Source organism: Xanthomonas sp. NCPPB 3218 (assembly GCF_056725185.1).
Genome location: NZ_CM161516.1, coordinates 604,237 through 628,556, shown reverse-complemented (window position 1 = coordinate 628,556; position 24,320 = coordinate 604,237). Strand labels below are relative to the sequence as shown.

Sequence of the window (24,320 nt, the reverse complement as noted above, 5' to 3'; positions counted from 1 at the left end):
TTTGAACGCAGCCCCCTCTCGTCCTGACACCAGTCGTGGCGCCCCGAAGTCGCCGCTGCGCGAACACGTGGCCCAGTCCGTCCGCCGTTACCTGCGCGACCTGGACGGAAGCGACGCCGACGACGTGTACGAAATCGTGCTGCGCGAGATGGAGATCCCGTTGTTCGTGGAAGTGCTCAACCACTGCGAAGGCAACCAGAGCCGCGCGGCGGCGATGCTGGGCATTCACCGCGCCACGCTGCGCAAGAAGCTGAAAGAGTACGGGTTGACGTAGGACGGGAATCGGGAATCGGGATTGGGGATTCGTTAGAGCGTTGGGGTGTACTGCGGGCTGGTAATGCGCTGCGCCGGCACGCTTGGTGATGACGCGGCCGATGGCCGATCTCGTTGCGTGTTGTGGAATGCGCAGCGTGTTGATGTCGGGTCGGGCTGCCCAAAGTGTTCGCTCTTGATCCCACGCGTCGGCGCAATACTTCTGTCGCGCCCAGCGTGCCCTGCTTGCGCGCGCTCTTCATCTGATCGGGCCAACCGCCGAGGATCCGGCGGTTGGCTGCAGTGCTGGATCGGCGATGCCGATCGCCTGGGCGAGTTACCTGCTCAGTTCGGCAATTGCGTCACCGCTGCATGATCCGCTGCCGGGGCCGGGCCGCCGCCATGGTCCGGTACGATGGTGGCGAGCGTGTCGAACGGATCGTCGAACTTCTCCACCACGTTCTTGTCGTCATCGATCTGATAGGCGGTGTCGGCCTCGACGCCCTCTTCCCCGGTCTTGGCGATGATGTTGGTGTAGCGCTTGCCGTCCCAGCAGCGGAAGATCAGCACCGAGTCTTCGCCACCGGTCAGGGTGGAGCCCAGGCTGCCAATCAATCTGCTGTTGGCGCCCGCCGTCAGGATGCTGTTCTTGCCGGCGGTCAACTTGCTGCGGTCACCCGCCATCAGCGTGCAGTCATCGCCGGCGGTAAGCCTGCTGCGGTCCCCGGCGGTGAGGAAGCTGTTGCTGCCGGCCAGCAACTTGCTGCGATCGCCGGCGATCTGGGTGCTGTCGGCGCCGGCGATCAGCTTGCTGCGGTCACCCGCGGTCTGCACGCTGCCCATGCCGGCGATCAGCGTGCTGCGCGAACCGGCCGTCTGCGAACTCAGCTTGCCGGCAATCAGCATGCTGCGGTGACCGGCAATCTGGGTACTTTCGTGTCCTGCGATCAGCGAGCTGCCATAGCTGGCGATCTGGTTGCTGCCGTAGCCGGCGGTCAGATAGCTGCGCACGCCGCTGGTCAAGCTGCTGCCATAACCGGCAATCAGCGAACTGTCCTGCCCGGCGATTTCGGTGCTGCCGTAGCCTGCGGTCAACGAGCTGTTGTCCTGCGCGGTCAGGGTGCTGCCATAGCCGGCAGTCAGCGTGCTGTCGCCACCGGCGGTCTGGCTGCTGCCGTAACCGGCGATCAGGGTGCTGGAAAACCCGGCGATTTCGGTACTGCCATAGCCGGCGGTGAGCGAGCTGTTTTCCAGCGCGGTCAGCGTGCTGCCGTAACCGGCCGTCAGGGTGCTTTCGTAACCAGCCGTCTGCGTGCTGCCATAGCCGGAAATCAGGGTACTTTCGTAGCCGGCGGTGGAATTGCTGCCGTAACCGGCAGTCAGGATGCTGCCATGGCCGGCGGTTTGCGTACTGCCGTAACCGGTGGTGAGCCAGCTGATTTCCTGCGCGGTCTGGGTGCTGCCGTATCCGGCGGTCAGCGTGCTTTCGTAACCGGCCGTCTGCGTGCTGCCATAGCCGGCAATCAACGAGCTTTGGAAGCTGGCGGTGGAGGTACTGCCATAACCGGTGATCAGCCAGCTGCTGCTCTGCGCGGTCTGGGTGCTGCCGTAACCGGCAGTCAGGGTGCTGTCGTAACCGGCGGTCTGGGTACTGCCATACCCTGCGATCAGCGAGCTGTCCGGGCCGGCCATGGAGGAACTGCCGTAGCCGGCGATCAGCGAACTGCCTTCCTGCGCGGTCTGGGTACTGCCATAGCCGGTGGTGAGAATGCTCTTGTAGCCGGCCGTCTGCGTACTGCCGTAGCCGGCAATCAGCGTACTGTCATGCCCTGCCGTCGAGGTGCTGCCGTAACCGGTGGTGAGCGTGCTGCGTTCCTGCGCGGTTTGCGTGCTGCCGTAGCCGGCGGTGAGGATGCTCTTGAAGCCGGCCGTCTGGGTGCTGCCGTAGCCGGCGATCAGCGAGCTGTCCGAGCCTGCGGTGGAAGAACTGCCATAGCCGGCAGTGAGCATGCTGCCCTCTTGCGCGGTCTGGGTGCTGCCATAGCCGGTGGTCAGGATGCTCTTGAAGCCGGCCGTCTGCGTGCTGCCATAGCCGGCGATCAATGAACTGTCCGAACCGGCGGTGGAGGTGCTGCCGTAGCCGGCAGTGAGGTCACTGCCTTTCCGGGCAGTCTGCGTGCTGCCGTATCCCGCCGTCAGGGAACTGTCGCCACCGGAGGTTTGCGTACTGCCATAACCGGCAATCAGCGTGCTGTCGGCACCAGCTGTCGACGTGCTGCCGTAACCGGTGGTGAGGTCGCTGCCCTTGCGCGCGGTCTGCGTGCTGCCATAGCCGGCGGTGAGCGAGCTTTCCCCGCCCGAGGTCTGGGTGCTGCCGTAACCGGCAATCAAGGTGCTGTCGGCACCGGCCGTGGACGTACTGCCGTAGCCGGTGGTCAGGTCGCTGCCCTTGCGCGCCGTTTGCGTGCTGCCGTAGCCCGCAGTGAGCGAACTGTCACCGCCCGAGGTCTGCGTACTGCCATAGCCGGCGATCAGCGTGCTGTCGGCGCCGGCGGTGGAGGTACTGCCGTAGCCGGTGGTCAGGTCGCTGCCCTTGCGCGCCGTTTGCGTGCTGCCGTAGCCGGCGGTCAGCGAGCTGTCGCCGCCGGAGGTCTGCGTACTGCCGTAACCGGCAATCAAGGTGCTGTCGGCACCGGCCGTGGACGTACTGCCATAGCCTGTGGTGAGGTCGCTGCCCTTGCGGGCGGTTTGCGTGCTGCCGTAGCCCGCAGTGAGCGAACTGTCGCCGCCGGAGGTCTGCGTACTGCCATAGCCGGCGATCAGCGTGCTGTCGGCGCCGGCGGTGGAGGTGCTGCCATAGCCGGTGGTCAGGTCGCTGCCGCTGCGCGCGGTCTGCGTACTGCCGTAGCCTGCCGTCAGCGAGCTGTCGTTGCCCGAGGTCTGCGTGCTGCCATAACCGGCAATCAGGGAGCTGTCGGCACCTGCGGTGCCGGTGCTGCCGTAGCCGGCGGTGAGGTCACTGCCGTCTTGCGCGGTCTGCGTGCTGCCATAGCCGGCGGTCAGCGAGCTTTCTCCGCCCGAAGTCTGGGTGCTGCCATAGCCGGCAATCAACGAGCTGTCGGTGCCCGCGGTGCTGGTGCTGCCGTAGCCTGCGGTGAGGTCGCTGCCGTTCTGCGCGGTCTGGGTGCTGCCGTAACCGGCAGTCAACGAGCTGTCGCCGCCGGAGGTTTGCGTGCTGCCATAGCCGGCGATCAGCGAGCTGTCTGCACCCGCGGTTTCCGTGCTGCCGTAACCTGCAGTCAGATCGCTGCCATGGCGCGCGGTCTGGGTGCTGCCATAGCCGGCCGTCAGTGTGCTGCCGCCGCCTGCGGTCTGGGAACTGCCGTAGCCGGCGACGATGGTGCTGTCGGATCCGGCCACGCCGGTGCTGCCATAGCCGGCGATCAACTCGCTGCCGTTACCCGCGGTTTCGGTACTTCCATAGCCTGCGATCAGCTGGCTCTGATCGGCGCCGGTGAGCGTGCTGCCGTAGGTGGCGATTTCGCGTGTGCGCAGGATCGCAGCTGTAGCCTGTGCGATTTGTGGATCGATGCCGTGCGTCGCGACCGGCACTGGCGCGGTGGAATGCGCAGCGCTTTCGACGAGCGGTGCGGTGAATTGCGCCTGCGCTGCCTTGGGAATGAAATCCGCGGCAATGACCGGCGTTACCGGCGGCTCCGGCTGGGGCGGCGCGTGCTGCGCAATGCCCGCGGCAATGCACTGCATGGCACCGGCACGGCTGCCGGCGTAGACCACCTCGGCCCGGGGAAACTTGATCATGCCCTCCTCGCCCAGCCAGATGATGTCGGCGGTATCGACCATGCAGACCACCCAGTGCGCATCGGCATGCATGTTCAGATGCGCATTGGTTCCCTGTCCCCACAACAGGCCGGTCAGGCCGTTTTCCTGCTTGATGGTGGGTTGCCAATGCCGGCATTCGACACTGCCCGACTGCGGCCAGATCAGCCCGCAGTGATCGGACATGTTGTTGGTGCAGGTGCGTAATGCCAGGACTTTTTCGCGATTCATAAGGGTGATCTCATAGGAATGTTCCGAGCAGCTGCGCAAACCGGCATGCATGCCCTGGCCGACGAACGGGTGCGGAGCGTCCCGCCGTGAGGGCGAGACGGATCGGCCCATTGGCAAGGGCAGTACCGGCACTGCGACGGTTGGTCATCGACGAACGCCACAAGGCGCACGCGCGCTGCGGTGTCTTGCTTGAATCGCAGGGTCATGGACGGCCGTGACGGCAAGACGCAGCGGGGAGTGATGGCAAGGCTGGCTCCTGCGCGACAGCCGTTGCAGCAAGTAGCGACGGGACGCCTCGCCGAAAGCGTCGTTGCTGGTGAACCGGTTGAGTGAATCGATCAGCGAGCACAGATCGTCGGTCAGCCCGGCGCTGGCAACTGTCGCCGCAACAGAAGACAAGTGCGCATGACCGAAGAACAGGCATGCGTTGCACGCCCGAAGACCGGTCTTTTTGATCAATCTGCGACCGGCTCCGGATTGTGTTCGTCAGTGCACGACCGGAACCAAAAAGAGTTTTGCGCAATCATCGAATCCCGTCGCGGTGGCACACGTTCATGCCCGGCCACAGCGGATGCCGCGGCGGCCACCAGCAACGCCACCGCTGCCGCGAACGCCCGGTCGGCGCTGATGCCGCCGCGCGCCCGCCATCGGCCGCAGCAGCGCCTGGCAGCGCCTTTTCGGCGCATGGATCGACGCCATTGCGGGCGCTCGGGTCCATTCAAGCGCCGGCGCGGCCTACAATATGGGCTGCTCCGCTTTGATATCCCCCACCGATGGCCTCTGATCTCCTGCCCGTGCGCCGGGCCCTGCTCTCCGTTTCCGACAAGACCGGCCTGATCGATCTGGCCCGCGCGCTGGCAGCGCGCAACGTCGCGCTGCTGTCCACCGGCGGCACCGCCAAGGCGATCCGCGAGGCGGGCCTGCCGGTCACCGACGTCGCCGAGCTGACCGGTTTCCCGGAGATGATGGACGGCCGCGTCAAGACCCTGCACCCGCTGGTGCACGGCGGCCTGCTCGGCCGCGCCGGCATCGATGAAGCGGTGATGGCCGAACACGGCATCGTGCCGATCGACCTGCTGGTGCTGAACCTGTATCCGTTCGAATCGGTGACCGCCAAGGCCGACTGCACGCTGGCCGATGCGGTGGAAAACATCGATATCGGCGGCCCGGCGATGCTGCGCAGCGCGGCGAAGAACTTCGCCCGCGTGGCGGTGGCCACCGACCCGGCGCAGTACGCCGAGCTGCTGGCCGAACTCGACGCCAACGACGGCCAGCTGTCGGCGGCCAGGCGCTTTGCGCTGTCGGTGGCCGCGTTCAACCGCGTGGCGCAGTACGACGCGGCGATCAGCAACTATCTGTCGGCGGTGGCCGATAGCACCGAAAACGTGCCCACGCGCAGCCCGTTCCCGGCACAGATCAATTCCAACTTCGTCAAGGTGATGGACCTGCGCTACGGCGAGAACCCGCACCAGGCCGGCGCGTTCTACCGCGACCTGTACCCGGTGCCGGGCACGCTGGCCACCTTCCAGCAATTGCAGGGCAAGGAACTGAGCTACAACAACCTGGCCGATGCCGACGCGGCGTGGGAATGCGTGCGCCAGTTCGATGCACCGGCCTGCGTGATCGTCAAGCACGCCAACCCCTGCGGTGTGGCGGTGGGCGCAGGCTGCGGCGATGCCTACGAGCTGGCCTACGCCACCGACCCGACCAGCGCCTTCGGCGGCATCCTGGCCTTCAACAAGACCCTCGATGCGGCGACTGCGAAAGCGATTCTGGATCGCCAGTTCGTCGAGGTGCTGATCGCGCCGGACTATGAGCCGGGCGCACTCGACTACGCGACCAAGAAAGCCAACGTGCGCGTGCTCAAGATCCCGCACGGCAACGGCCTCAACAACTACGACACCAAGCGGATCGGCTCGGGCCTGCTGATGCAGTCGTCCGACAACCGCGGCATGTCGCTGGGCGAGTTGAGCGTGGTCACCCAGCGCGCGCCCAGCGAGGCCGAACTGGGCGACCTGCTGTTCGCCTGGCGCGTGGCCAAGTACGTCAAGTCCAACGCGATTGTCTACGCCAAGGACCACCGCACCATCGGCGTGGGCGCCGGGCAGATGAGCCGCGTGGTCAGCGCCAAGATCGCCGCGCTCAAGGCCGAGGAAGCCAAGCTCACGGTGGCCGGCTCGGTGATGGCGTCGGATGCGTTCTTCCCGTTCCGCGACGGCATCGATGCCGCCGCTGCCGCCGGCATCAAGGCGGTGATCCAGCCCGGCGGCTCGATGCGCGATGGCGAAGTGATCGCCGCTGCCGACGAACACGGCATCGCGATGGTATTCACCGGCGTACGGCATTTCAGGCACTGACGTGCCGGGATTCGGGAGTGGGGATTCGGGAGTGGCAACGTCGCTCTGGTCTCTCCTGTTTCCGGTCTCTGCCTTGCTTCAACCAATCCCCAATCACGACTCCCCAATCTCGGCACTCAAATGAAAATCCTCGTCATCGGCTCCGGCGGCCGTGAACATGCCCTGGCCTGGAAGATCGCGCAGTCTGCGCAGGTGAGCGAGGTGCTGGTGGCACCCGGCAATGCCGGCACCGCGACCGAAGCCAAATGCCGCAATGTCGCGATCAAGGTCGACGACCTGGATGGCCTGCTGGCGCTGGCGCAGCGCGAAGCCGTGGCGCTCACGGTGGTCGGCCCGGAAGTGCCGCTGGTGCTGGGCGTGGTCGACCGTTTCCACGCGCTGGGCCTGCGCATCTTCGGGCCCACCGCCAAGGCCGCGCAGCTGGAGGGCAGCAAGGCCTTCGCCAAGGATTTTCTGGCGCGCCATGGCATCCCCACCGCGTATTACGCGGTGCACACCGAGGTGGACGCCGCGCTGACCTATGTGCGTGAGAAAGGTGCACCGATCGTGGTCAAGGCCGACGGCCTGGCCGCCGGCAAGGGCGTGATCGTGGCGATGACGCTGAGCGAGGCCGAAGACGCGGTGCGCGACATGCTCTCGGGCAATGCGTTCGGCGATGCCGGCGCGCGCGTGGTGATCGAGGAATTCCTCGATGGCGAAGAAGCCAGCTTCATCTCGATGGTCGACGGCACCCACGCCTTGCCGATGGCCACCAGCCAGGACCACAAGCGTGTCGGCGATGGCGACACCGGCCCCAATACCGGCGGCATGGGCGCGTACTCGCCGGCTCCGGTGGTCACGCCCGAGGTGCACGCGCGGGTGATGCGCGAGGTGGTCGAGCCGACCGTGCAAGGCATGATCGCCGACGGCGTGCCGTTCACCGGCTTCCTGTACGCCGGGCTGATGATCGATGCGCATGGCGCGCCCAAGGTGATCGAGTTCAACGTGCGCTTCGGCGACCCGGAGACCCAGCCGGTGATGCTGCGCCTGCAGTCGGACCTGGTGGATCTGCTGGACGCCGCCATCGACGGCAAGCTCGACACCGCGCAGGCGCAGTGGGACCCGCGTCCGTCGCTGGGCGTGGTCATCGCCGCCAGGCCGTATCCCGAAGCCCCGATCACCGGCGAGGTCATCAGCGGCCTGGACGCGGTGCCGGCCACCGCCAAGGTCTTCCATGCCGGCACCGCATTGAATGCAAACGGTGAGGTGGTCAGTGCCGGTGGCCGCGTGCTGTGCGTGGCCGCGCTGGGCGATAGCGTGCTGGAAGCGCAGCGCAATGCCTATGCCGGTCTGCAGCCAATCCACTGGGCCAGCGCCTTCCGGCGCAGCGACATCGGCTGGCGTGCGATCGCCCGCGAGCAGGGTGCACAGGCCTGAGCGGCTTGCCCCAGGCACTTGCGACAACGCGGCTACTGACAAAGAACTAGCCGCCCTCCACCCCGATGGCGCGTGCCTGCGGCAATAATGGCCGGGCACCTTGCCTTGCAGAGACTGTGGCCACTTCTTCCTTCGAAACCCGCCTGAGCCGTCTGTGGGCCCATGAAAAGGCCAGCTATGGCCTGCGCGTGTTCATCGCGCTGGCGGTGGCGATGGGCGTGTGCTGGCACTGGCAGCAGCTCACCGCGGTGCCGGCGCTGTTCCTGGGCGCGATCGCCAGCGCCATCGCCGAGACCGACGACAACTGGCTGGGCCGCATCAAGTCGGTGCTGCTGTCGCTGCTGTGTTTCGCCGCCGCTGCCGCGTCGGTGGTGCTGCTGTTCCCGTATCCGCTGGCATTCGTGACCGGCATGGCGGTGGCGACCTTCTCGTTGACCCTGCTCGGCGCGCTGGGCGAGCGCTACGCCTCGATCGCGCAGGCCACCGTGGCCTTGTCGATCTACGCCATGATCGGCATGGACCAGCACGGCAGCCACGATCCGTCGATCGCCTGGCATGGCGCGATGTTGCTGCTGATCGGCGCCACCTGGTACGGCGTGCTGTCGATCCTGTGGACCCTGCTGTTCGCCAATCGCCCGGTGCGCGAGCGGCTGTCGCGGCTGTTCTTCGAGCTGGGCCGTTATCTCAAGCTCAAGGCCGACCTGTTCGAACCGGTGCGGCAGAGCGACCTGCACGCACGCCGGCTGGCGCTGGCCGAACAGAACGCCAAGGTGGTCGGCGCGCTCAATGCCGCCAAGACCGCGATCATGAGCCGCTTCGGCCGCTCGGGGCGGCCGGGCGTGCAATCGGGCCTGTATTTTCGGTTGTACTACATGGCGCAGGAATTCCACGAGCGCGCCAGCTCCTCGCACTATCCCTACGAAGCGCTGACCGACGCGTTCTTCCACAGCGACGTGCTGTACCGCTGCCAGCGCCTGCTCGCGCTGCAGGGCAAGGCCTGCGCCGCGTTGGGCGAGGCGATCCGCCTGCGCCATCCGTTCGATTACGGCGACAACAGCCGCCTGGCCACCGAAGACCTGCGGCAATCGCTGGACTACCTGCACGCGCGTGCCGACCCCGCACTGGCGCGTCTGCTCGGCGCGCTGGAATTGCTGGTGACCAACCTGCAAAGCATCGAGCGCAAGCTGTCGGAAGCGGCGCAATCCGACTCCACCAGCGACAACCTCGACACCCGCCTGCGCGACTCCTCGCCGCACACCCTGCGCGAAATGGCCGCGCGTCTGATGCAGCAACTCACGCCCGGCTCGGTGCTGTTCCGCCACGGCCTGCGCATGGCCATCGCGCTGGTGGTCGGCTACGCCATCATGCAGTCCATCCATGCCGACAACGGCTACTGGATCCTGCTCACCACCGCTTTCGTGTGCCGGCCCAATTACGGCGCCACCCGCCTGCGGCTGGTACAGCGCATCGCCGGCACCCTGATCGGCCTGGTCGCTACCTGGGCGCTGATGCAGCTGTTCCCCGGCACCGAAGTGCAGCTGCTGCTGGCGCTGGCCGCCGCGCTGATCTTCTTCATCACCCGCACCGATCGCTACATGCTGGCCACCGCCGGCATCACCGTGATGGCGCTGTTCTGCTTCAACCTACTTGGCGATGGTTTCGTGCTGATCTGGCCACGCCTGATCGACACGCTGATCGGTTGCGCAATCGCCGCGGCCGCCTCGTTCCTGATCCTGCCGGACTGGCAGGGCCGCCGCCTCAACCAGGTGATGGCCACGGTGCTGGCCAGCTGCGCGCGCTATCTGGCCCAGGTGCTGGAGCAATACGCCAGCGGCATGCGCGACGACCTGCCCTACCGCATCGCGCGCCGCGACATGCACAACGCCGATGCCGCGTTGTCGGTGGCGCTGTCCAACATGCTGCGCGAACCCGGCCGCTATCGGCGCAACCTGGATGCCGGTTTCCGCTTCCTGGCGCTGTCCAACACCTTGCTCGGCTATCTGTCTGCGCTCGGCGCGCACCGCGCCGCGCTCGATGGCGAACACGATCCCGCCATCGCGCAGGCCGGCGACTACCTGCAGCGCGCGCTGGGCGAAATCGCCACCGCCTTGCGCGAACGCCAGCCGCTGCCGGCGCACGACGAAAGCCAGGAAATCGCCACCGCCGAAGCGCTGGAGCAGCATGCCGTGCAACTGCCGCCCAAGCAGCGCCTGGTGCGCGACCAGCTGGCACTGACCCTGCGGCTGCTGCCCAAACTGCGTGCCGCTGCCGTGGCGGTCACCACCGCGCCGGCAGAAGGCACACCGCGCCTGGCGACCAGCAAGACCTAGCGCGTCGTCGGCGGTGCGCATGCACGCCGCGCAGCCACTGCCGCATCGATGTGGGCGGCGATGCCGACGCTTCGTGGTGCGCGCGCAGGCCACTTGATCCGGTTGCCGCGGCGCCGTTCCGGCAGCCGCCTCTACTTCCAGTGCTTGCGCGCCACGCTCAGTCCCACCCAGCCCAGTGCCGCCACCGCCAGCACCGCCCCACCGATCACCACACCGTTCCAGCCGGCCTGCGCATACGCCGCCGTGCCCAGCGTGGAACCCACCGCACCGCCGATGAAGTAGCAGGTGATGTAGGCCGAGGTGATGCGATTGCGCGCGTTCGGATTGCGCTGGTAGATCACGCTCTGGTTGGCGATGTGCACCCCTTGCACCGCGATATCCAGCAGCAGCACGCCGACGATCAGCAGCGCGATCGACTGCGGCGCAAACGCCAGCAATCCCCACGACAGCAGCAGCATCACCAGCCCGCCCCAGCTGACGCGGTCGCCATGGCCGTGATCGGACCAGTGACCGGAACGGTTGGCCGCCAGCGCGCCGGCCGCACCGATCAGGCCGAACAGCCCGATCACCGCCGTGCCATAGCCATACGCAGGCCCGGACAACAGGAACGCCAGCGTGGTCCAGAACATGCTGAAGCCGGCAAAGATCAGCCCGCCCAGCACCGCACGCGAGCGCAGCACCGCATCGTCGCGCAGCAGCGTCAGCACCGAACCCACCAGCTGCGGATACGACAGCTGCGCATTGCCCGGGTGCCGCGGCAGTCCGCGCCACAGCAGCCAGGCGGTGACCAGCAACAGGCCCGAGGCGATCCAGTACACCGTATGCCAGCCGCCAACGCCGGCCAGCACCCCGGCCGCGGTGCGCGCCAGCAGGATGCCCAGCAACAGGCCGCTCATCACCGTGCCGATCACCCGCCCGCGCTCGTGCGGGGCGGCCAGGGTCGCGGCAAACGGCACCAGGATCTGCGCCGCCACCGAGCTGGCACCGGTGACGATCGTGCCGGCCAGCAACATGCCGAAGCTATGCGAGGCGGCGCTCACCAGCAGCCCCAGCGCACTGAGCACGAACAGGCCGACGATCAGCCCGCGCCGCTCCAGCCGGTCGCCCAGCGGCACCAGCAACAGCAGCCCCGCCGCGTAGGCCAGCTGCGCGGCGGTCACCACCGCCCCGGCACTGCGCACCTGGATCCCGAACGCCTGCGCCAGCGTCTCCAGCAAGGGCTGGGCGTAGTAGTTGCTCGCCACCGCCAGCCCGGTGGCGGCGGCCATCAGCAGCACCAGTCGGCGCGGCAATGGCGGGTGGGCAATCGGTTCGGCGGTCATGGCAGGTGCCTGCTGTAGGAATGGGCGCAGTGTGGGCAGCGACACGGCATCTTTCCAATGTATTGTTTTCACCGTGTCCATCGCGTTTGGAGATCGCATGCTGACCCTGCGCCAACTGGAGTTCGCCGTGGCCGTGGCCGAGGAAGGCGGCTTTACCGCCGCCGCACGCCGGTGCAACACCGTGCAATCGGCGCTCAGCCACCAGGTCGCCAAGATCGAGGAATCCCTCGGTGCGCGCCTGTTCGAGCGCGGCACCCGCCAGGTGCGGCCCACCGCGGCCGGCGAGGTGTTTCTGCACAACGCCCGCGCCACCTTGCGCGCGGCCGAGCGCCTGCACGAGGAAATGGCCCAGGCCCTGGGCACGGTGCGCGGCCGGCTCACGCTGGGGCAGATCTCCTCGCTCACCACCGTGCAGCTGCCGACGCTGCTGCGCGCCTTTCGCAGCGCGCATGCGCGGGTGGACGTGCACCTGCGCACCGCCATGAGCGAGGCCCTGCTGCACGACCTGGGCGAAGGCCGGCTGGATGTGGCCCTGGTCGGCGTCGGCCCGCAGGTCGCGGTGCCGGAACAGCGGCTGCTGCTGCACGAGGAAGCCCTGGCCTTGATCGTGGCGCCCAGCCATCGCTTCGCCACGCGCAAGCGGGTGGCGCTGGCCGAGCTGGACGACGAACCGATGGCCGGGCTGATCGCCGGCGCCGGCGTGCGCGGCATCGTCGATGCGGCCTTCGCGCAGGCCGGCCTGCGGCAGCGCCAGCAATACGAGGTCACCCATGCCGATCTGATGCGCGAACTGGTCGCCGCCGACCTGGGCGTGGGCATCGTGCCGCAGACCATGGCCACGGCCATGCGCGGGGTGGTGACGGTTGCGCTGAAGGAGCGCTTCGGCTTTCTGACCTATGCGGTGTGGCGGCCCGATCCCACCCCGGCCGCACGGGCCTTCATGGCGTTGCTGCGCGCCCAGGCCGCGCGACGTGCGTCATCGGCACGCGCGCCGCGCTGAGCCCATCGGCATGCACCAGCGCGCCGTAGAAGCCTGCTAGGCTGCGCGCGTTCGCAAAGGAAACTGCATGTCCGGTCACAGTCAGTTCGCCCTGCTCAGGCAGCGCCGCTTCTTGCCGTTCTTCGCCGTGCAGGCGTTGGGCGCGTTCAACGACAACGTCTATCGGCAGGCCATCATCGGCCTGTTGTTCTACCTGGGCATCGATGCGGCGCAGCGCACGCTGTACACCAATCTGGCGCCGGCACTGTTCATCCTGCCGTACTTCCTGTTCTCCGCGCTGGCCGGGCAGATCGCCGAGAAGCTGGAGAAGCAGAAACTCATCGTGATCACCACCACGATGGAGATCGCGATCATGTCGCTGGCGGCGGTGGGGTTTATCACCGAGAACATGGTGATCCTGCTGGTCGCGCTGTTCTGCACTGGCCTGCAGTCCACGCTGTTCGGGCCGGTGAAATATTCCATCCTGCCCTCGGTGCTGAAACCGGAGGAACTCACCGGCGGCAACGGCCTGGTCGAGATGGGCACCTCGATCTCGATCCTGTGCGGCATGATCTTCGGCGGGCTGATCTTCCAGATCGCCGGCAGCCATGGGCCGGTCGCCGCGGCCACCGCGGTGATCGCGATTGCCGTCACCGGCAACCTGGTCGCGCGGCTGGTGCCCAAGGTCGACGCCGGCGCGCCCGAGCTGAAGATAAACTGGAACCCCATCCCCGAATCGCGCGCCATCATGCGCCTGACCCGGCGTACGCCGGCGGTGCGCAACGCCGTGCTCGGGGTGTCGTGGTTCTGGTTCGTCGGCACCGTGCTGACCGCGCAGTTGCCCACCTACGCGCAGGTCAATCTTGGCGGGCAGCAGGATCTGTACGTGTTCGCGCTGGCGCTGTTTTCGATCGGCACCGGTGTCGGCTCGCTGCTGTGCGAGCGGCTGTCCGGGCGCACCGTGGAAATCGGCCTGGTGCCGCTGGGCGCGTTCGGCATCAGCGCATTTTTGCTGGACCTGTACTTCGCGCGTCCCGGCGGCGCGCCCGTCAGCGATCTGTCGATCGGCCAGTTCGTGCAGCAGGCCGGCAGCGTGCGCCTGATCGTGGATCTGGTCGGCATCGGCCTGTTCACCGGCTTGTTCGTGGTGCCGTTGTTTGCGCTGATCCAGAGCCGCACGCCCAAGGCCGAACTCTCGCGCGTGATCGCCGGGCTCAATATCCAGAATTCGTTGTTCATCGTCACCGCTGCCATCATCGGCATTGCGCTGCAGCTACCGCAGCTGGTGCTGTTCGGCGTGCGCATCCCGTTGCCTGGCCTGAGCATTCCGCAGGTGTTCCTGGCCCTGGCGCTGGCCAATACGCTGGTGGCGCTGTGGATCTTCACCCTGGTGCCCGAGTTCCTGATGCGCTTTCTCAGCTGGGTGCTGGTGAGCGTGCTGTACCGGCTGCGCACGCGCGACATCGACCGCCACGTGCCCGACGAAGGCGCCGCGTTGCTGGTCTGCAACCACGTCAGCTACATGGACGCGCTGATCCTGTCGGCAGTGATTCCGCGCCCGGTGCGCTTTGTCATGTACTACAAGATCTTCCGCATCCCGGTGATGCGCTGGATCTTCCGCACCGCCAAGGCGATCCCGATCGCCGGCGCACGCGAAGACCCCGCGCTGATGCAGCAGGCTTTCGACCGTATCGATGCGGCGCTGGCCGACGGCGAGCTGGTGTGCATCTTCCCCGAAGGCGCATTGACCCGGGATGGCGAGATCGCACCGTTCAAGTCGGGCGTGGAAAAGATCCTGCAACGCCGCCAGGTGCCGGTGATTCCGATGGCGCTGCGTGGCATGTGGTCGAGCATGTGGAGCCGCCGCGACACCCGCCTGGGCCGCATGCGCGTGCCGCGCCGGATGCGCGCGCATATCGAAGTGGCCGCCGGCCCAGCGGTTCCCGGCGACGCGGCGACCGCCGCGCTGCTCGAACAGCAGGTCCGTGCACTGCGCCAGGATCAACCGTGACTGCGGCCAGCGCGGGCTTTGCGTCCGCCGCGTGCCGCGAGTAGCCTGTGCGCCATTGCACGCATTGCCGCCGCGCTCGCCTAGCGGGCGCGACAAGAAGGACCGGGGGAAGTCGTCGTACGCCACATCACCGTGTCAGACGCGTTCGCCGTGATCGGTGGACGCTGCCTGCGCGGCCCATCGCTGCCTTCCCCACGCGCTGCAACATCTCGCTGTTGTTTACCACCCAAGGAGCTTCACCATGAGTGCCATCCCACCGCCGATCCATCCCTCGCCCAGCGCCGCACCGGGCCCGATTCCCAATCACCTGATCTGGGCGATCGTCTCCACCGTACTCGGCTTCTGCCTGTGCTGCCCGGCCCTGATCACCGGCATCGTGGCGATCGTGTTCTCCAGCAAGGTCAACGGCCTGCTCAACCAGGGCGACATCGACGGCGCACGGCGTGCCTCCAACACCGCCAAGACCTGGTGCATCGTGACCAGCGTGCTGGCCGTCATCGGCCTGCTGATCAACATCGGCATGGTCGCCACCGGCGGCATGCAGGGCTACATGGACTACATGCAGCAGTTGCAGCACATGCAGTAATGGAACTACGTCCACGCCACTGGCTTGGACTCGGGGCGGCCACCAGCGTGGCCGCTTTCGGTGCGTCGTTGCTGTATCGCTTCGATCCGAACGCGAGCAACAGCCCGTTCCCGCCCTGCGTGTTCCGTGCCGTGACCGGCTGCTACTGCCCCGGTTGCGGCATGACCCGCGCGCTGTATGCGCTGGTGCACTTCGATCTCCCCGGCGCCTTCGCCATGAACCCGGCCGCCGTGCTCGGCCTGTTCACCCTGCCCGGCCTGATTGCCTGGAAAGCCGGCTGGCGCTCGCGCTGGTTCGCACCGGTGGTGGCAGTGATGTCCGAGCCGAAGTTCTGGTTATGGGCGTTGCCGACGTATTGGGTTGCCAGGAATTTGCCTTGGTACCCGTTTACCTTGCTGGCACCGGGTTAGCAGGTCGCGAACAGCCGCGCGATCGAAATCAGGCTGCGCGCCTACCGCACCCAGCCGGCAATCACAAGCAACGCCAGCACCACCATCCACAGCAGCAGCACGCGCCAGACCAGGCTCATCGCATCGCGCACCTCCGGCAGCCGGCGCCAGACCGGCACCAGCCCCGAATCGGTGTAGTCGTGCGCCTCCTCGCGCAGCTCGGCGCTGACGCTGGCACGCGCCACCGCACCGAGAAAATGCGGCTCCAGCGACCAGCGGTTGCCATGCGCCTGCCGCCAGGCACGGAACACCGTGTCGAAATTGCCCACCAGCGCCATCGACACGGTGATCAACTGCGCCACCGGCCATTCCAGCGCGGCCAGCAGCCAGCGCGCGCCGGCCAGGTTGCGCGGCGGCAGCAGCACCGAGAGCGGGCTTTCCACCGCCAGCGCCGTCAGCCGATACAGCACCGCGCCGAACGGCCCCAGCAGCAAAAACCACCACAGCACCGCGAACCAGCGCCGCAATCCATTGACCACCACCGCTTCCACCAGCGACGGCGCATCCTCGTGCACGCTGCCGCCGGCGGCCTGCAGCTGCGCGATCGCATCGCGGCGCGCGCCCGGCGCGTCGGCATCGATCACCGCTTCCACATCGCGGTCCAGATCGCGCGGCCCCCAGGTCCAGGCCAGCACCGCCACGCCGAACAGCAAGGCCCAGAACCCGCGCCAGACATCGTCCAGTAGCCATTGCAGCAGCACGACCACCAGCAAGGCCGGCAACAGCGCCAGCACCACGCCATAGCGCCCCTGCCACGCACCGCGCCCGGCGGCATGGCTGTCCAGCCGGCGCAGCCACTGGCCGAACCATTCGAAACGCCGCAGCCGCGCCACCTGGGCAGGCGCCAGGTGGCCCAGCGCAAGTGCGACGACGACAGCAACCAGGGTGGTGAACATGGGTGGGCCTCCTCAGCCGAGTCTAGCCGAGCCGATGCAGGCGCACCCGATCCGCCTGCGCTGCAGCGCCCGCCCCGGCTCAGCCATGCGCGCGATGCCAATGCTCGATCAGCGCCCGCGCGATGGAAATGCGCGGCGGCAGCCCGATCTGGCCTTCGCCGGCCAATGCCGCGGTGACCTCGGCATGGCTGACCCAGCGCGCGTCTTCCAGTTCACCGGTGACCTGCGGCACCTCGCTTGCCGCAGCGCGCGCGGTGAAGCCCAGCATCAACGCACCCGGGAACGGCCACGGTTGCGCGCCCAGGTAGCGGCAGTCCTGCACCTGCACGCGGGTTTCCTCGAACACCTCGCGCGCCACGGTCTGCTCCAGCGACTCGCCGGGTTCGACAAAGCCGGCAATCACCGAATAACGCCCCGGCGCCCAGCTTGCCTGCCGCCCCAGCAGCAAGCGCGCGCCATCGCTGACCGCCACGATGATCGCCGGGTCCACGCGTGGGTAATGCTCGGTCTGACATTGCGTGCAATGGGCGATGAAGCCGGCCCGGCGGAACGCGATCGCCCCGCCGCAGACGCCGCAGAAGCGCGTGCGCGACTGCCAGTGCAGCATCGCGCGCGCGTAAGCGAACGCGGTAGAAATGTCTGCCGGCCAGTCGGCGGCGGCCTGGCGCAGGTCGATGCGCTGCGGCGCTTCCACGCCGAGCACATCGGATGGCAGGCAGAACCAGCCGACGTCATCGCGCAGCCCAAGAAAGATCGCCCCGTCCGGCCCGTCGCCAAGCGCGGCACCGTCCATCAGCAGCGGCTGGCCATCCGCATCGGCCAGCGCAGTGCCCTTGGCATCGAGCAGCAGCACGCGGCCTTGCGGCCACAGACGCGCCAGCGCCGCGGGATCGTCACGCAGCAGATCGCCACGATCCAGCGGCGCATGGGTGAAGGCAAAACCGGAGGTTGAAAAAGAAGACTCTGACATCGGCGCAAGCCTGCCGATAATCGGCATCGCCCGCAAGCCGCGCACCATCGATGCAGGCCCGGCCGGCGGCGCGCGTTCAGACGTCGACACCACCTGGCGCCCGCCGGGCGGTCATGAGCGCGTCACATTGCGCGCCACATCGCAGAGCAGGCCACGCGCGATTGACATGTGTTGCAGCCAGCCGGGTCCGAATCCCGGCATCTTCAGCCGTGTCGCCGGTGACAGCGACAAGGCTCCATCGCAGGGTGAGGCATCCAGCGCAGATGCCGGACGCGACGACCATCCAGCGCTGTCAGCGACACGCCCTCCCGGCCTCAGCGCTGCTTGTCCAGCAACTGATGCCGCACGGCGACGATGCACGGTTCGTTGGTGGTCAGATGCACGAACGCCGAGTTGTCGTTGGGGTCGCCACTGCCGATGTCGACCAGCGCTGCCTGGGTGCTGCCGCGACGCCTGAAAGCGGCAATCGCGGTCACCGCATTCTTCAGCGGAATGGTGGCGTCGTTGGACGAACCGCATAGCAGCGTCGGCGTCTGCGGCGCCCAGTCCAGCAGGTCGTTGCGTGCCAGATCCTTGCGGAACGGATTGCCGGGGTTGCTGGCAAAGTCGCGATAGAACCCAGGCTGGAAATACGCCTTGAGCTGGTCGATCCCGGGCAGCGTATCGCCCAGGACCAGATCGGTCAGGCCCAGTCTGCCGGGGAACAGCGCCTCGACCCGGGCCGCCCACGGATCCTGAAACACCTGCCCGGCCGCCAGATAGATATTGCGATACGTGTGCTGCATCGCGACGATCGCGTAGCTGCCCAGGATGATGCCGAAGCTGCTTTCGCCGACCGCGTTGCTCCCGCTCCAGCTGTCCACGAAGGTCTGCTCCAGCGCGTAGGGCCCGGAGATCGCTGCGCTGGCAACCAGATGAAACTCGCTGGACAGATGCGCTTCGATCTCCCGCTGGGTTGCCAGTGCGGCATGGCCGCCTTGCGAATACCCCGACAGCATGACCTTGCCGGACAACGGTGTCTTCAAGCGCTGCAGCACGCTGCGTGCCGCGCGCAGCGCATCGATCGTCGCACTGGCCTCGGTCGCGCTATGCAGGTAGGGATGGAAGCCGTAGCTGGATTGACCGAGCCCCAGATAATCGCTGCTGACCACCACATAGCCCTGGCTGGCCAGCCGTGTGACCAGCGGGTCGTCGCCCTTGGCGTCACGGATGTCCTTTGCCTGTTCCTCGTTGCGGATCGTCGCTGTCGACCGCCCCCAGCCCAGCAACGGATACGGCCCGCTGCAACGCTCGCCGCCTGGAATCAGCACCACGCCCGACGCAGTGGCCGGCTCGCCATCGACACCGACGGTGGCATAGGTGAACTCGGCCACGCGCACGTTGCATCTGGGCTGTTCGGCCTTCGGCTCGGAGGTGAGCAACGCGGCAATCGCATCACGGGTGTAGCTGGTCAGGAAGTTGCTGCTGAGCAAGCTGCCGCGTGCGGGCGATGCCTGCGCGCTGGGTGCAAGCACTGCGCTGGCGATACCAAGCATGGCCAGCAGGCCCAGCGTCGATCGGGATCTGATCTGCAACATGGTGAGGCTTCTCTCGTGGATGACTGCAATGGGCAGGGGACTGGCGTGTCGAAGGATCGAGATCCGTTGCGCGATCAACGTCCGCGGGCTGGGCGGCGCGGTGACTGCGCCATGGGGTGGGATCGGCGCGGTGCGCGGTACGCTCGGTCAGCGCAGTGGCGACCGCCCGCGCGCGTCACGCAAGGCAAGACGCGATGCATGAATCCAAATCGGCATGTGCTGGCACCAGCGCTGGGCATGCGTGCAGTATCGCCATCGCCGCACGCGGCCCAGCTCGCGCGCACGAAGCTTGCGCGCGCATGGCGAACCCCGCGGCAGGCGAATGTTCACAGCGCGTTGGACATGTACATCGATAGCGCGTGGCGCTTCGCCAGTGCATCGGCGAGCATCTGCGCAGTGCATGGATCACATAGATCGGCGTTTGAAAATCCGCCCGGCTGCGGTGTCGTTGACCCGCAACACGCGTCGCATCAAGAGTCATACAGCGCGTGCAAGCGGCGCACAGCGTGAGGCCGTATCGACACACTCACGCGACTGCCGTTATCACTGCACCATGTCAGACCTGAAAACGTCGCAGGCAGCAGATTGCCCGCGACCCGACCGCAACATCACACACGAACAACCAAGCACCAGCAACCGCGTCGATTCAGACGCTGAAGCTGCTACCGCACCCACAGGTGGTCTTGGCGTTCGGATTGCGAATCACGAACTGCGCCCCGGTCAGGCTTTCGGTGTAGTCCACTTCGGCGCCCATCAGGTACTGCAGGCTCAGAGGGTCCACCAGCAGCGTCACCCCGTCGGTGGCCACGGCCAGGTCGTCCTCGGCGCGGTTCTCGTCGAACTCGAAGCCGTACTGGAAGCCGGAACAGCCGCCCCCCTGGATATACACACGCAACGCCAGCTCGGCGTTGCCTTCTTCCTGGATCAGCTCGCGCACCTTGCTGGCGGCGGCCACGGAAAAGTTCAGCGGCCGGTCGATGGACTGGTAGTCCGGGGCCGGGGCGGCGGTGGGAAGCGAAACGAGCGTGCTCATGGCGTCAGCATGGGGGCCAGGCGGCCCCACTTCAAGCGCTGCTTGCCAAATCCGGCGCCCGCTTCAGCTGCGGGCCACACCCTCAGGCGTCGGCAGTCTCGGCCTGCAAGGCCTTGACCGGCTCGACGCGGCCGGCCTCCGGCGCCGGCAACGCGGCGGTCGCGCCGGCGGTGGCGGCATGGATCAGGCGGCCGGTGAGCTGCGCACCGGCGCTCATCTCCACCACCTGGTAATGCACATTGCCCTGCACCCGCGCGTTGGCGGCCAGTTCGACCCGCTCGGCGGCATGCACGTCGCCGGTCAGCTGGCCATTGATGATCACTACCGGCGCGCGCACCTCGCCCTCGATGCTGCCCTGCTCGGCCACCGTCAAGGTGGCGCTGGCGCCGTCTTCGGCAATCACCTTGCCCAGGATGCGGCCTTCCACATACAGCCCGCCGCTGAACATCAGGTCGCCACGGATGACCACCTGCGGCCCGATCAAGGTGTCGACCACGGTCTGCGCACCACGGTTGGATTTGTTTCCGAACATCAGCTACTCCCCCGCGCCATTCCCGGCGACTTTCCAGTCGAATGTCTGATTGACCGGCGCCCCATCGCCGCTCAGGGAGATTTTGACACGTTGCGGAGTGAAATCCTTCGGCAGGATCACGCTGCCGTCCAATTGCTGGAAATAGCGGAACGAGTACGGCTGCCCGGCCGCATCCGGCTTCTGGTGCAGCTCGTTCCAGCTCACCGTGACCAGCTTGCCGGCGCGCACGCCTTCCACCGCAAAGCGCAGCTGGCCCTGGCTGATCGCGCCGCGGTTGAGGTTCTGGGTCAGCACCACGCTGTAGTTCCAGGTGCCGCCGGCCTCGGCGGTGAATTGCACCGAGTGCGCGTTCAGCCCCTTGCGCTGCGCGGTGGAGCCCACCAGGCGCTCGTAGAACGCCACATCCGCGCGCAGTGCGGCGATCTGCTCGTCGCGCTCGGCCAGCGAGGCCTGCACCTCGGTATTGGCGGCACGGCTGATCTTGTCGGACATCGCCAGGTTGACCTGGCGCTGCTGCAGCTGCGCGATCTGCCGACGCTGCTGGGCCTGGTTGCGCTGCGCCTGCTGCAGCGCCGCCTCGGCCTGGACCAGACGCGGGGCGGCAGTGCGGCTGGCCATCCACCACGTCACGCCCAGCGACGCCAGCCACACCAGTGCGATCACCAGCCATAACCAGCGGCCGCGGGAACGGCCACCGCCGGAGTCACGTTGGACGATCTGAACGCGTGCGGCTGGTCGCATGGGCATCGGGTCCGGACGGGCCGGCGCAGTCATGGGCGGCGTAGTGTGCCAGAGCGCCACTGACCGTCGTGCTGGCGCTGGACCGGCGGTTATCCGAAAGTTCTGCGATAGTTCTGCAATTGTTTGCAGGGATCGACGACGCCATGAGCGAAGCCCATCTGTTCGTGATCGGCATCCTGCTGGCCTGGCTGGCCGGCATCCGTGTCTATCTCACCGTGTTCGGTGTCGGCCTGGCCGGCCTGCTCGGCTGGATCGAGCTGCCGCCCGCCCTGCACCCGGCGCAATCGTGGTGGGTGCTGGGCACCTCCGGTGCACTGGCGGTGGCCGAATTCTTCGCCGACAAGATTCCCGGCGTGGATTCGGGCTGGGATCTGCTGCAGACCCTGGCACGCGTGCCGGCCGGCGCCTTCCTGGCCGCGGCTACGCTGTCGCCGGACGGTGATCTGAGCACCGGCGTGCTGGCCGCCGGCGCGGGCGTGGCGCTGACCAGCCATACCCTCAAGGCCGGAACCCGCGCCTTGCTCAACACCTCGCCGGAACCGGCCAGCAACTGGGTCGCCTCGCTGGCCGAAGACACCATCGCCACCACCGCCTTGGCGCTGGCACTGGCGCACCCGTGGCTGGCACTCAGTGTTGCCGTGGGCTCCAGCGTGCTGGCCACGCTGGTGGTGTGGTGGGTGTGGCGCCTGCTGTGGCGGGGCATGCGCCGGCTGGTCGCGCCGATGCGTTCCACCACCACGCCGGCTGCACGTCGCTCCCCGCTATCGTGAAGTTCATCGCATAATCATCGCGACTGCAGGGAGTATCGATGGCCGCCCGAGATCCGGTTCCTTTCACCCGTGACGACACCGCCACGCGCAATCGTCCATTGCGCGCCGAAACGCCGCCGGCCGACTATTGGCGCCGCTGGGCCGACGAGGCCGCGGCGGCGGCCACCGTTGCCGAGCCGGTGAGCGCGGCCATCATTCCGGCACCTGCGCTCGCTGCCGCACCTGCACCGATCGTGCCGATGGCGCCAGCGCAGTCCGCTGCACAAGGCAGCAGCGCGCACGCGACGGCCGCAGCGCCGACACCGACGACCGCCCTCCCCCCGCGCGAGGGCGATGACAACGCCGCCGCCGACGCGCCGTACCGCGTGCTGATCGTCGAGGACGACCGCTCGCAGGCGCTGTTTGCGCAGAGCGTGCTGCACGGCGCCGGCATGCATGCACAGGTGGAAATGACCGCCGCCAGCGTGCCGCAGGCGATCCAGGACTACCACCCGGATCTGATCCTGATGGACCTGCACATGCCCGAGCTGGACGGCATCCGCCTGACCACCCTGATCCGCCAGCAGCCGGGCCAGCAGTTGCTGCCGATCGTGTTCTTGACCGGCGACCCCGATCCGGAGCGTCAGTTCGAAGTGCTCGACAGCGGCGCCGACGATTTTCTGACCAAGCCGATCCGCCCACGCCACCTGATCGCCGCGGTGTCCAACCGCATCCGCCGCGCCCGCCAACAGGCGCTGCAGCAGGCCGGCGAATCTGTCAGCGTGCGCAGCAATCCGGAAACCGGCCTGCCGACGCGCGGCCATGTGATGGAACTGCTGGCCGATGCGCTGGCGCGCAAGCAGGCCGGCGGCCTGTTCTTCATCGAAATCGCCAGCGCGCTCGGCCTGCGCGAGCGCTACGGCTATGCCGCCTACGAGCGCCTGATGACCCAGGCCGGGCATCGCCTGGCCAGCGCCGCGCACCCGTATCCGCTGGCGCGCTTGAACGACAACAGCTTCCTGCTGCTGGGCGTGGACATGCCCGAATCCAGCCTGGAACAGCATGCGCTGGAGATCCGCCAGCGGCTGTCGGCGCATGCCTTCCCGGTACGCGAGGAAGAATCGGTGCACGTGCGCTGCGCCATCGGCGTGGCACCGCTGGGCCTGGGCTTCGACGACACCGGCAGCGCGCTGGAAGCGGTCGAGCGCACCGCGCTGCAGGCACGCCTGCGCAGCGACGGCGTACAGGCCTATCTGGCCCCCAGCCAGGCCGAACAGCAGGAGCAACTGCGCCTGGTCGAAGGCCAGCTCGAACTGGCCTATCAACCGATCGTGGCGGTGGCCGGCGGCGACACCGCGCAATACCAGGTGCTGCTGCGGCTGCGCCAGGCCGACGGCACGCTGCTGTCGGCCGGCCAGGTGATTCCCGCCGCCGAAGCGGCCGGACGCATCGCCGATCTCGACCAGCAGGTCATGGATCACGCGCTCGGCCTGCTGCATCTGTACCAGCACGCCCACCCGCCGCTGCGGTTGTTTGTGTCGCAGTCGCCGCGCACGCTGGCGCGCGATGCCTTTGCCGACTGGTTGCTCAAGGCGCTGCTTGAGCGCGGCGTGGCCGGGCAATCGTTGATCGTCGACCTGCGCCTGGACGATGCCCTGATCCACGCGGTCACCGTGCAGCAGTTCTGCGCCAAATTGATGCCGGCCGGCGTGCAGTTCTGTCTGAGCCAGTTCGAGCCCGGCGACGAGGCCAACGCGCTGCTGGACCAGTTGCCGCTGAGCTTCGTGCGCATGGCCAACCGCTTCGCCGATGCCCACGGCAACACGGCAGTCCGCGACGAACTGCGCAGCGTGATCAATATCGCCCATCAGCGCGGCCTGCTGATCATCGGCCAACGCATCGAAGATCCGCAGGCGGCTGCGGCGATGTGGATGAGCGGCGTGGACTTCATCCAGGGCAACCTGGTGCAGACGGTCGGCAAGGAACTGGACTTCGACTTCACGAACGCGGTGCTCTGAGTGACAGCGCGGGCAGGAGGCCTCCGCGCCTGGA

The 24,320-nt window shown here is 67.5% G+C and carries 19 protein-coding genes; 10 read left to right on the top strand and 9 right to left on the bottom strand.

Annotated elements, in window-relative coordinates:
• Position 1: 1 nt before the first annotated feature.
• Entirely contained in the window at positions 2 to 274 is a 273-nt protein-coding gene (fis, locus tag AC1PLS_RS02755; RefSeq protein WP_002804983.1) for a DNA-binding transcriptional regulator Fis, read from the top strand.
• Between the two features lie 323 nt (positions 275 to 597).
• Here the strand turns inward: fis and AC1PLS_RS02750 are convergent, their stop codons facing one another.
• Together AC1PLS_RS02750 and AC1PLS_RS02745 are read right to left on the bottom strand one after the other, a co-directional pair.
• Positions 598 to 4,320, bottom strand: a complete 3,723-nt coding sequence (locus AC1PLS_RS02750) for an Ice nucleation protein (protein ID WP_184432297.1) — start codon at positions 4,318 to 4,320, stop codon at positions 598 to 600.
• A gap of 144 nt (positions 4,321 to 4,464) precedes the next feature.
• A complete protein-coding gene (locus tag AC1PLS_RS02745; protein WP_184432299.1) occupies positions 4,465 to 4,779 on the bottom strand; it encodes a hypothetical protein in 315 nt (104 codons plus the stop codon).
• A gap of 314 nt (positions 4,780 to 5,093) precedes the next feature.
• Here AC1PLS_RS02745 and purH point away from each other — a divergent pair, with 314 nt between their 5' ends.
• The 3 genes from purH to yccS all read left to right on the top strand — a co-directional run bounded on the left by purH (position 5,094) and on the right by yccS (position 10,423).
• The gene (purH, locus tag AC1PLS_RS02740) at positions 5,094 to 6,677 is read left to right on the top strand and encodes a bifunctional phosphoribosylaminoimidazolecarboxamide formyltransferase/IMP cyclohydrolase (RefSeq protein ID WP_102580342.1); all 1,584 of its coding nucleotides are present in this window, start codon (positions 5,094 to 5,096) and stop codon (positions 6,675 to 6,677) included.
• A 120-nt stretch (positions 6,678 to 6,797) separates the two neighbouring features.
• Positions 6,798 to 8,093, top strand: a complete 1,296-nt coding sequence (gene purD, locus AC1PLS_RS02735) for a phosphoribosylamine--glycine ligase (RefSeq protein ID WP_481104180.1) — start codon at positions 6,798 to 6,800, stop codon at positions 8,091 to 8,093.
• A gap of 116 nt (positions 8,094 to 8,209) precedes the next feature.
• Positions 8,210 to 10,423, top strand: coding sequence for a YccS family putative transporter (yccS, locus tag AC1PLS_RS02730; RefSeq protein WP_126965255.1), 2,214 nt, complete (start codon positions 8,210 to 8,212; stop codon positions 10,421 to 10,423).
• Positions 10,424 to 10,554: 131 nt separating this feature from the next.
• Here the strand turns inward: yccS and AC1PLS_RS02725 are convergent, their stop codons facing one another.
• Complete coding sequence (locus AC1PLS_RS02725; RefSeq protein WP_481104179.1) at positions 10,555 to 11,745, bottom strand: MFS transporter; 1,191 nt, start codon at positions 11,743 to 11,745, stop codon at positions 10,555 to 10,557.
• 97 nt (positions 11,746 to 11,842) lie between these two features.
• On the opposite strand from AC1PLS_RS02725, the gene AC1PLS_RS02720 reads away from it, so the two are divergent.
• The 4 genes from AC1PLS_RS02720 (at position 11,843) to AC1PLS_RS02705 (ending at position 15,731) form a co-directional block, all read left to right on the top strand.
• A complete protein-coding gene (locus tag AC1PLS_RS02720; RefSeq protein WP_102250942.1) occupies positions 11,843 to 12,745 on the top strand; it encodes a LysR family transcriptional regulator in 903 nt (300 codons plus the stop codon).
• 67 nt (positions 12,746 to 12,812) lie between these two features.
• Positions 12,813 to 14,735: an MFS transporter gene (locus AC1PLS_RS02715; RefSeq protein ID WP_481104178.1), complete on the top strand. Its 1,923-nt coding sequence runs from the start codon at positions 12,813 to 12,815 to the stop codon at positions 14,733 to 14,735.
• A gap of 241 nt (positions 14,736 to 14,976) precedes the next feature.
• Complete coding sequence (locus AC1PLS_RS02710; RefSeq protein ID WP_016902410.1) at positions 14,977 to 15,321, top strand: CD225/dispanin family protein; 345 nt, start codon at positions 14,977 to 14,979, stop codon at positions 15,319 to 15,321.
• Positions 15,321 to 15,731 carry a DUF2752 domain-containing protein gene (locus AC1PLS_RS02705; protein WP_481104177.1) on the top strand — a complete coding sequence of 137 codons (411 nt, stop codon included), beginning with the start codon at positions 15,321 to 15,323 and terminating at the stop codon, positions 15,729 to 15,731. The genes AC1PLS_RS02710 and AC1PLS_RS02705 overlap by 1 nt, the downstream gene beginning before the upstream one ends.
• 41 nt (positions 15,732 to 15,772) lie before the next feature.
• Here AC1PLS_RS02705 and AC1PLS_RS02700 read toward each other — a convergent pair whose 3' ends face one another.
• The 6 genes from AC1PLS_RS02700 to AC1PLS_RS02675 all read right to left on the bottom strand — a co-directional run bounded on the left by AC1PLS_RS02700 (position 15,773) and on the right by AC1PLS_RS02675 (position 21,519).
• Entirely contained in the window at positions 15,773 to 16,666 is an 894-nt protein-coding gene (locus tag AC1PLS_RS02700; RefSeq protein WP_184551359.1) for a hypothetical protein, read from the bottom strand.
• A 79-nt stretch (positions 16,667 to 16,745) separates the two neighbouring features.
• Positions 16,746 to 17,636 (bottom strand): NAD(+) diphosphatase, encoded by an 891-nt coding sequence (gene nudC / locus AC1PLS_RS02695; protein ID WP_039531650.1) that lies wholly within the window; start codon positions 17,634 to 17,636, stop codon positions 16,746 to 16,748.
• A 314-nt stretch (positions 17,637 to 17,950) separates the two neighbouring features.
• Positions 17,951 to 19,213, bottom strand: coding sequence for a lipase family protein (locus AC1PLS_RS02690; protein ID WP_481104176.1), 1,263 nt, complete (start codon positions 19,211 to 19,213; stop codon positions 17,951 to 17,953).
• A gap of 646 nt (positions 19,214 to 19,859) precedes the next feature.
• The gene (gene erpA, locus AC1PLS_RS02685) at positions 19,860 to 20,246 is read right to left on the bottom strand and encodes an iron-sulfur cluster insertion protein ErpA (RefSeq protein WP_024938186.1); all 387 of its coding nucleotides are present in this window, start codon (positions 20,244 to 20,246) and stop codon (positions 19,860 to 19,862) included.
• Between the two features lie 82 nt (positions 20,247 to 20,328).
• Complete coding sequence (locus AC1PLS_RS02680) at positions 20,329 to 20,778, bottom strand: bactofilin family protein (RefSeq protein ID WP_039513525.1); 450 nt, start codon at positions 20,776 to 20,778, stop codon at positions 20,329 to 20,331.
• Positions 20,779 to 20,781: 3 nt separating this feature from the next.
• Positions 20,782 to 21,519: a DUF6776 family protein gene (locus AC1PLS_RS02675; protein WP_102254950.1), complete on the bottom strand. Its 738-nt coding sequence runs from the start codon at positions 21,517 to 21,519 to the stop codon at positions 20,782 to 20,784.
• Positions 21,520 to 21,662: 143 nt separating this feature from the next.
• On the opposite strand from AC1PLS_RS02675, the gene AC1PLS_RS02670 reads away from it, so the two are divergent.
• Positions 21,663 to 22,289 carry a DUF4126 domain-containing protein gene (locus AC1PLS_RS02670; protein WP_039811635.1) on the top strand — a complete coding sequence of 209 codons (627 nt, stop codon included), beginning with the start codon at positions 21,663 to 21,665 and terminating at the stop codon, positions 22,287 to 22,289.
• Between the two features lie 38 nt (positions 22,290 to 22,327).
• Complete coding sequence (locus tag AC1PLS_RS02665) at positions 22,328 to 24,286, top strand: EAL domain-containing protein (RefSeq protein WP_184432311.1); 1,959 nt, start codon at positions 22,328 to 22,330, stop codon at positions 24,284 to 24,286.
• Positions 24,287 to 24,320: the final 34 nt, after the last annotated feature.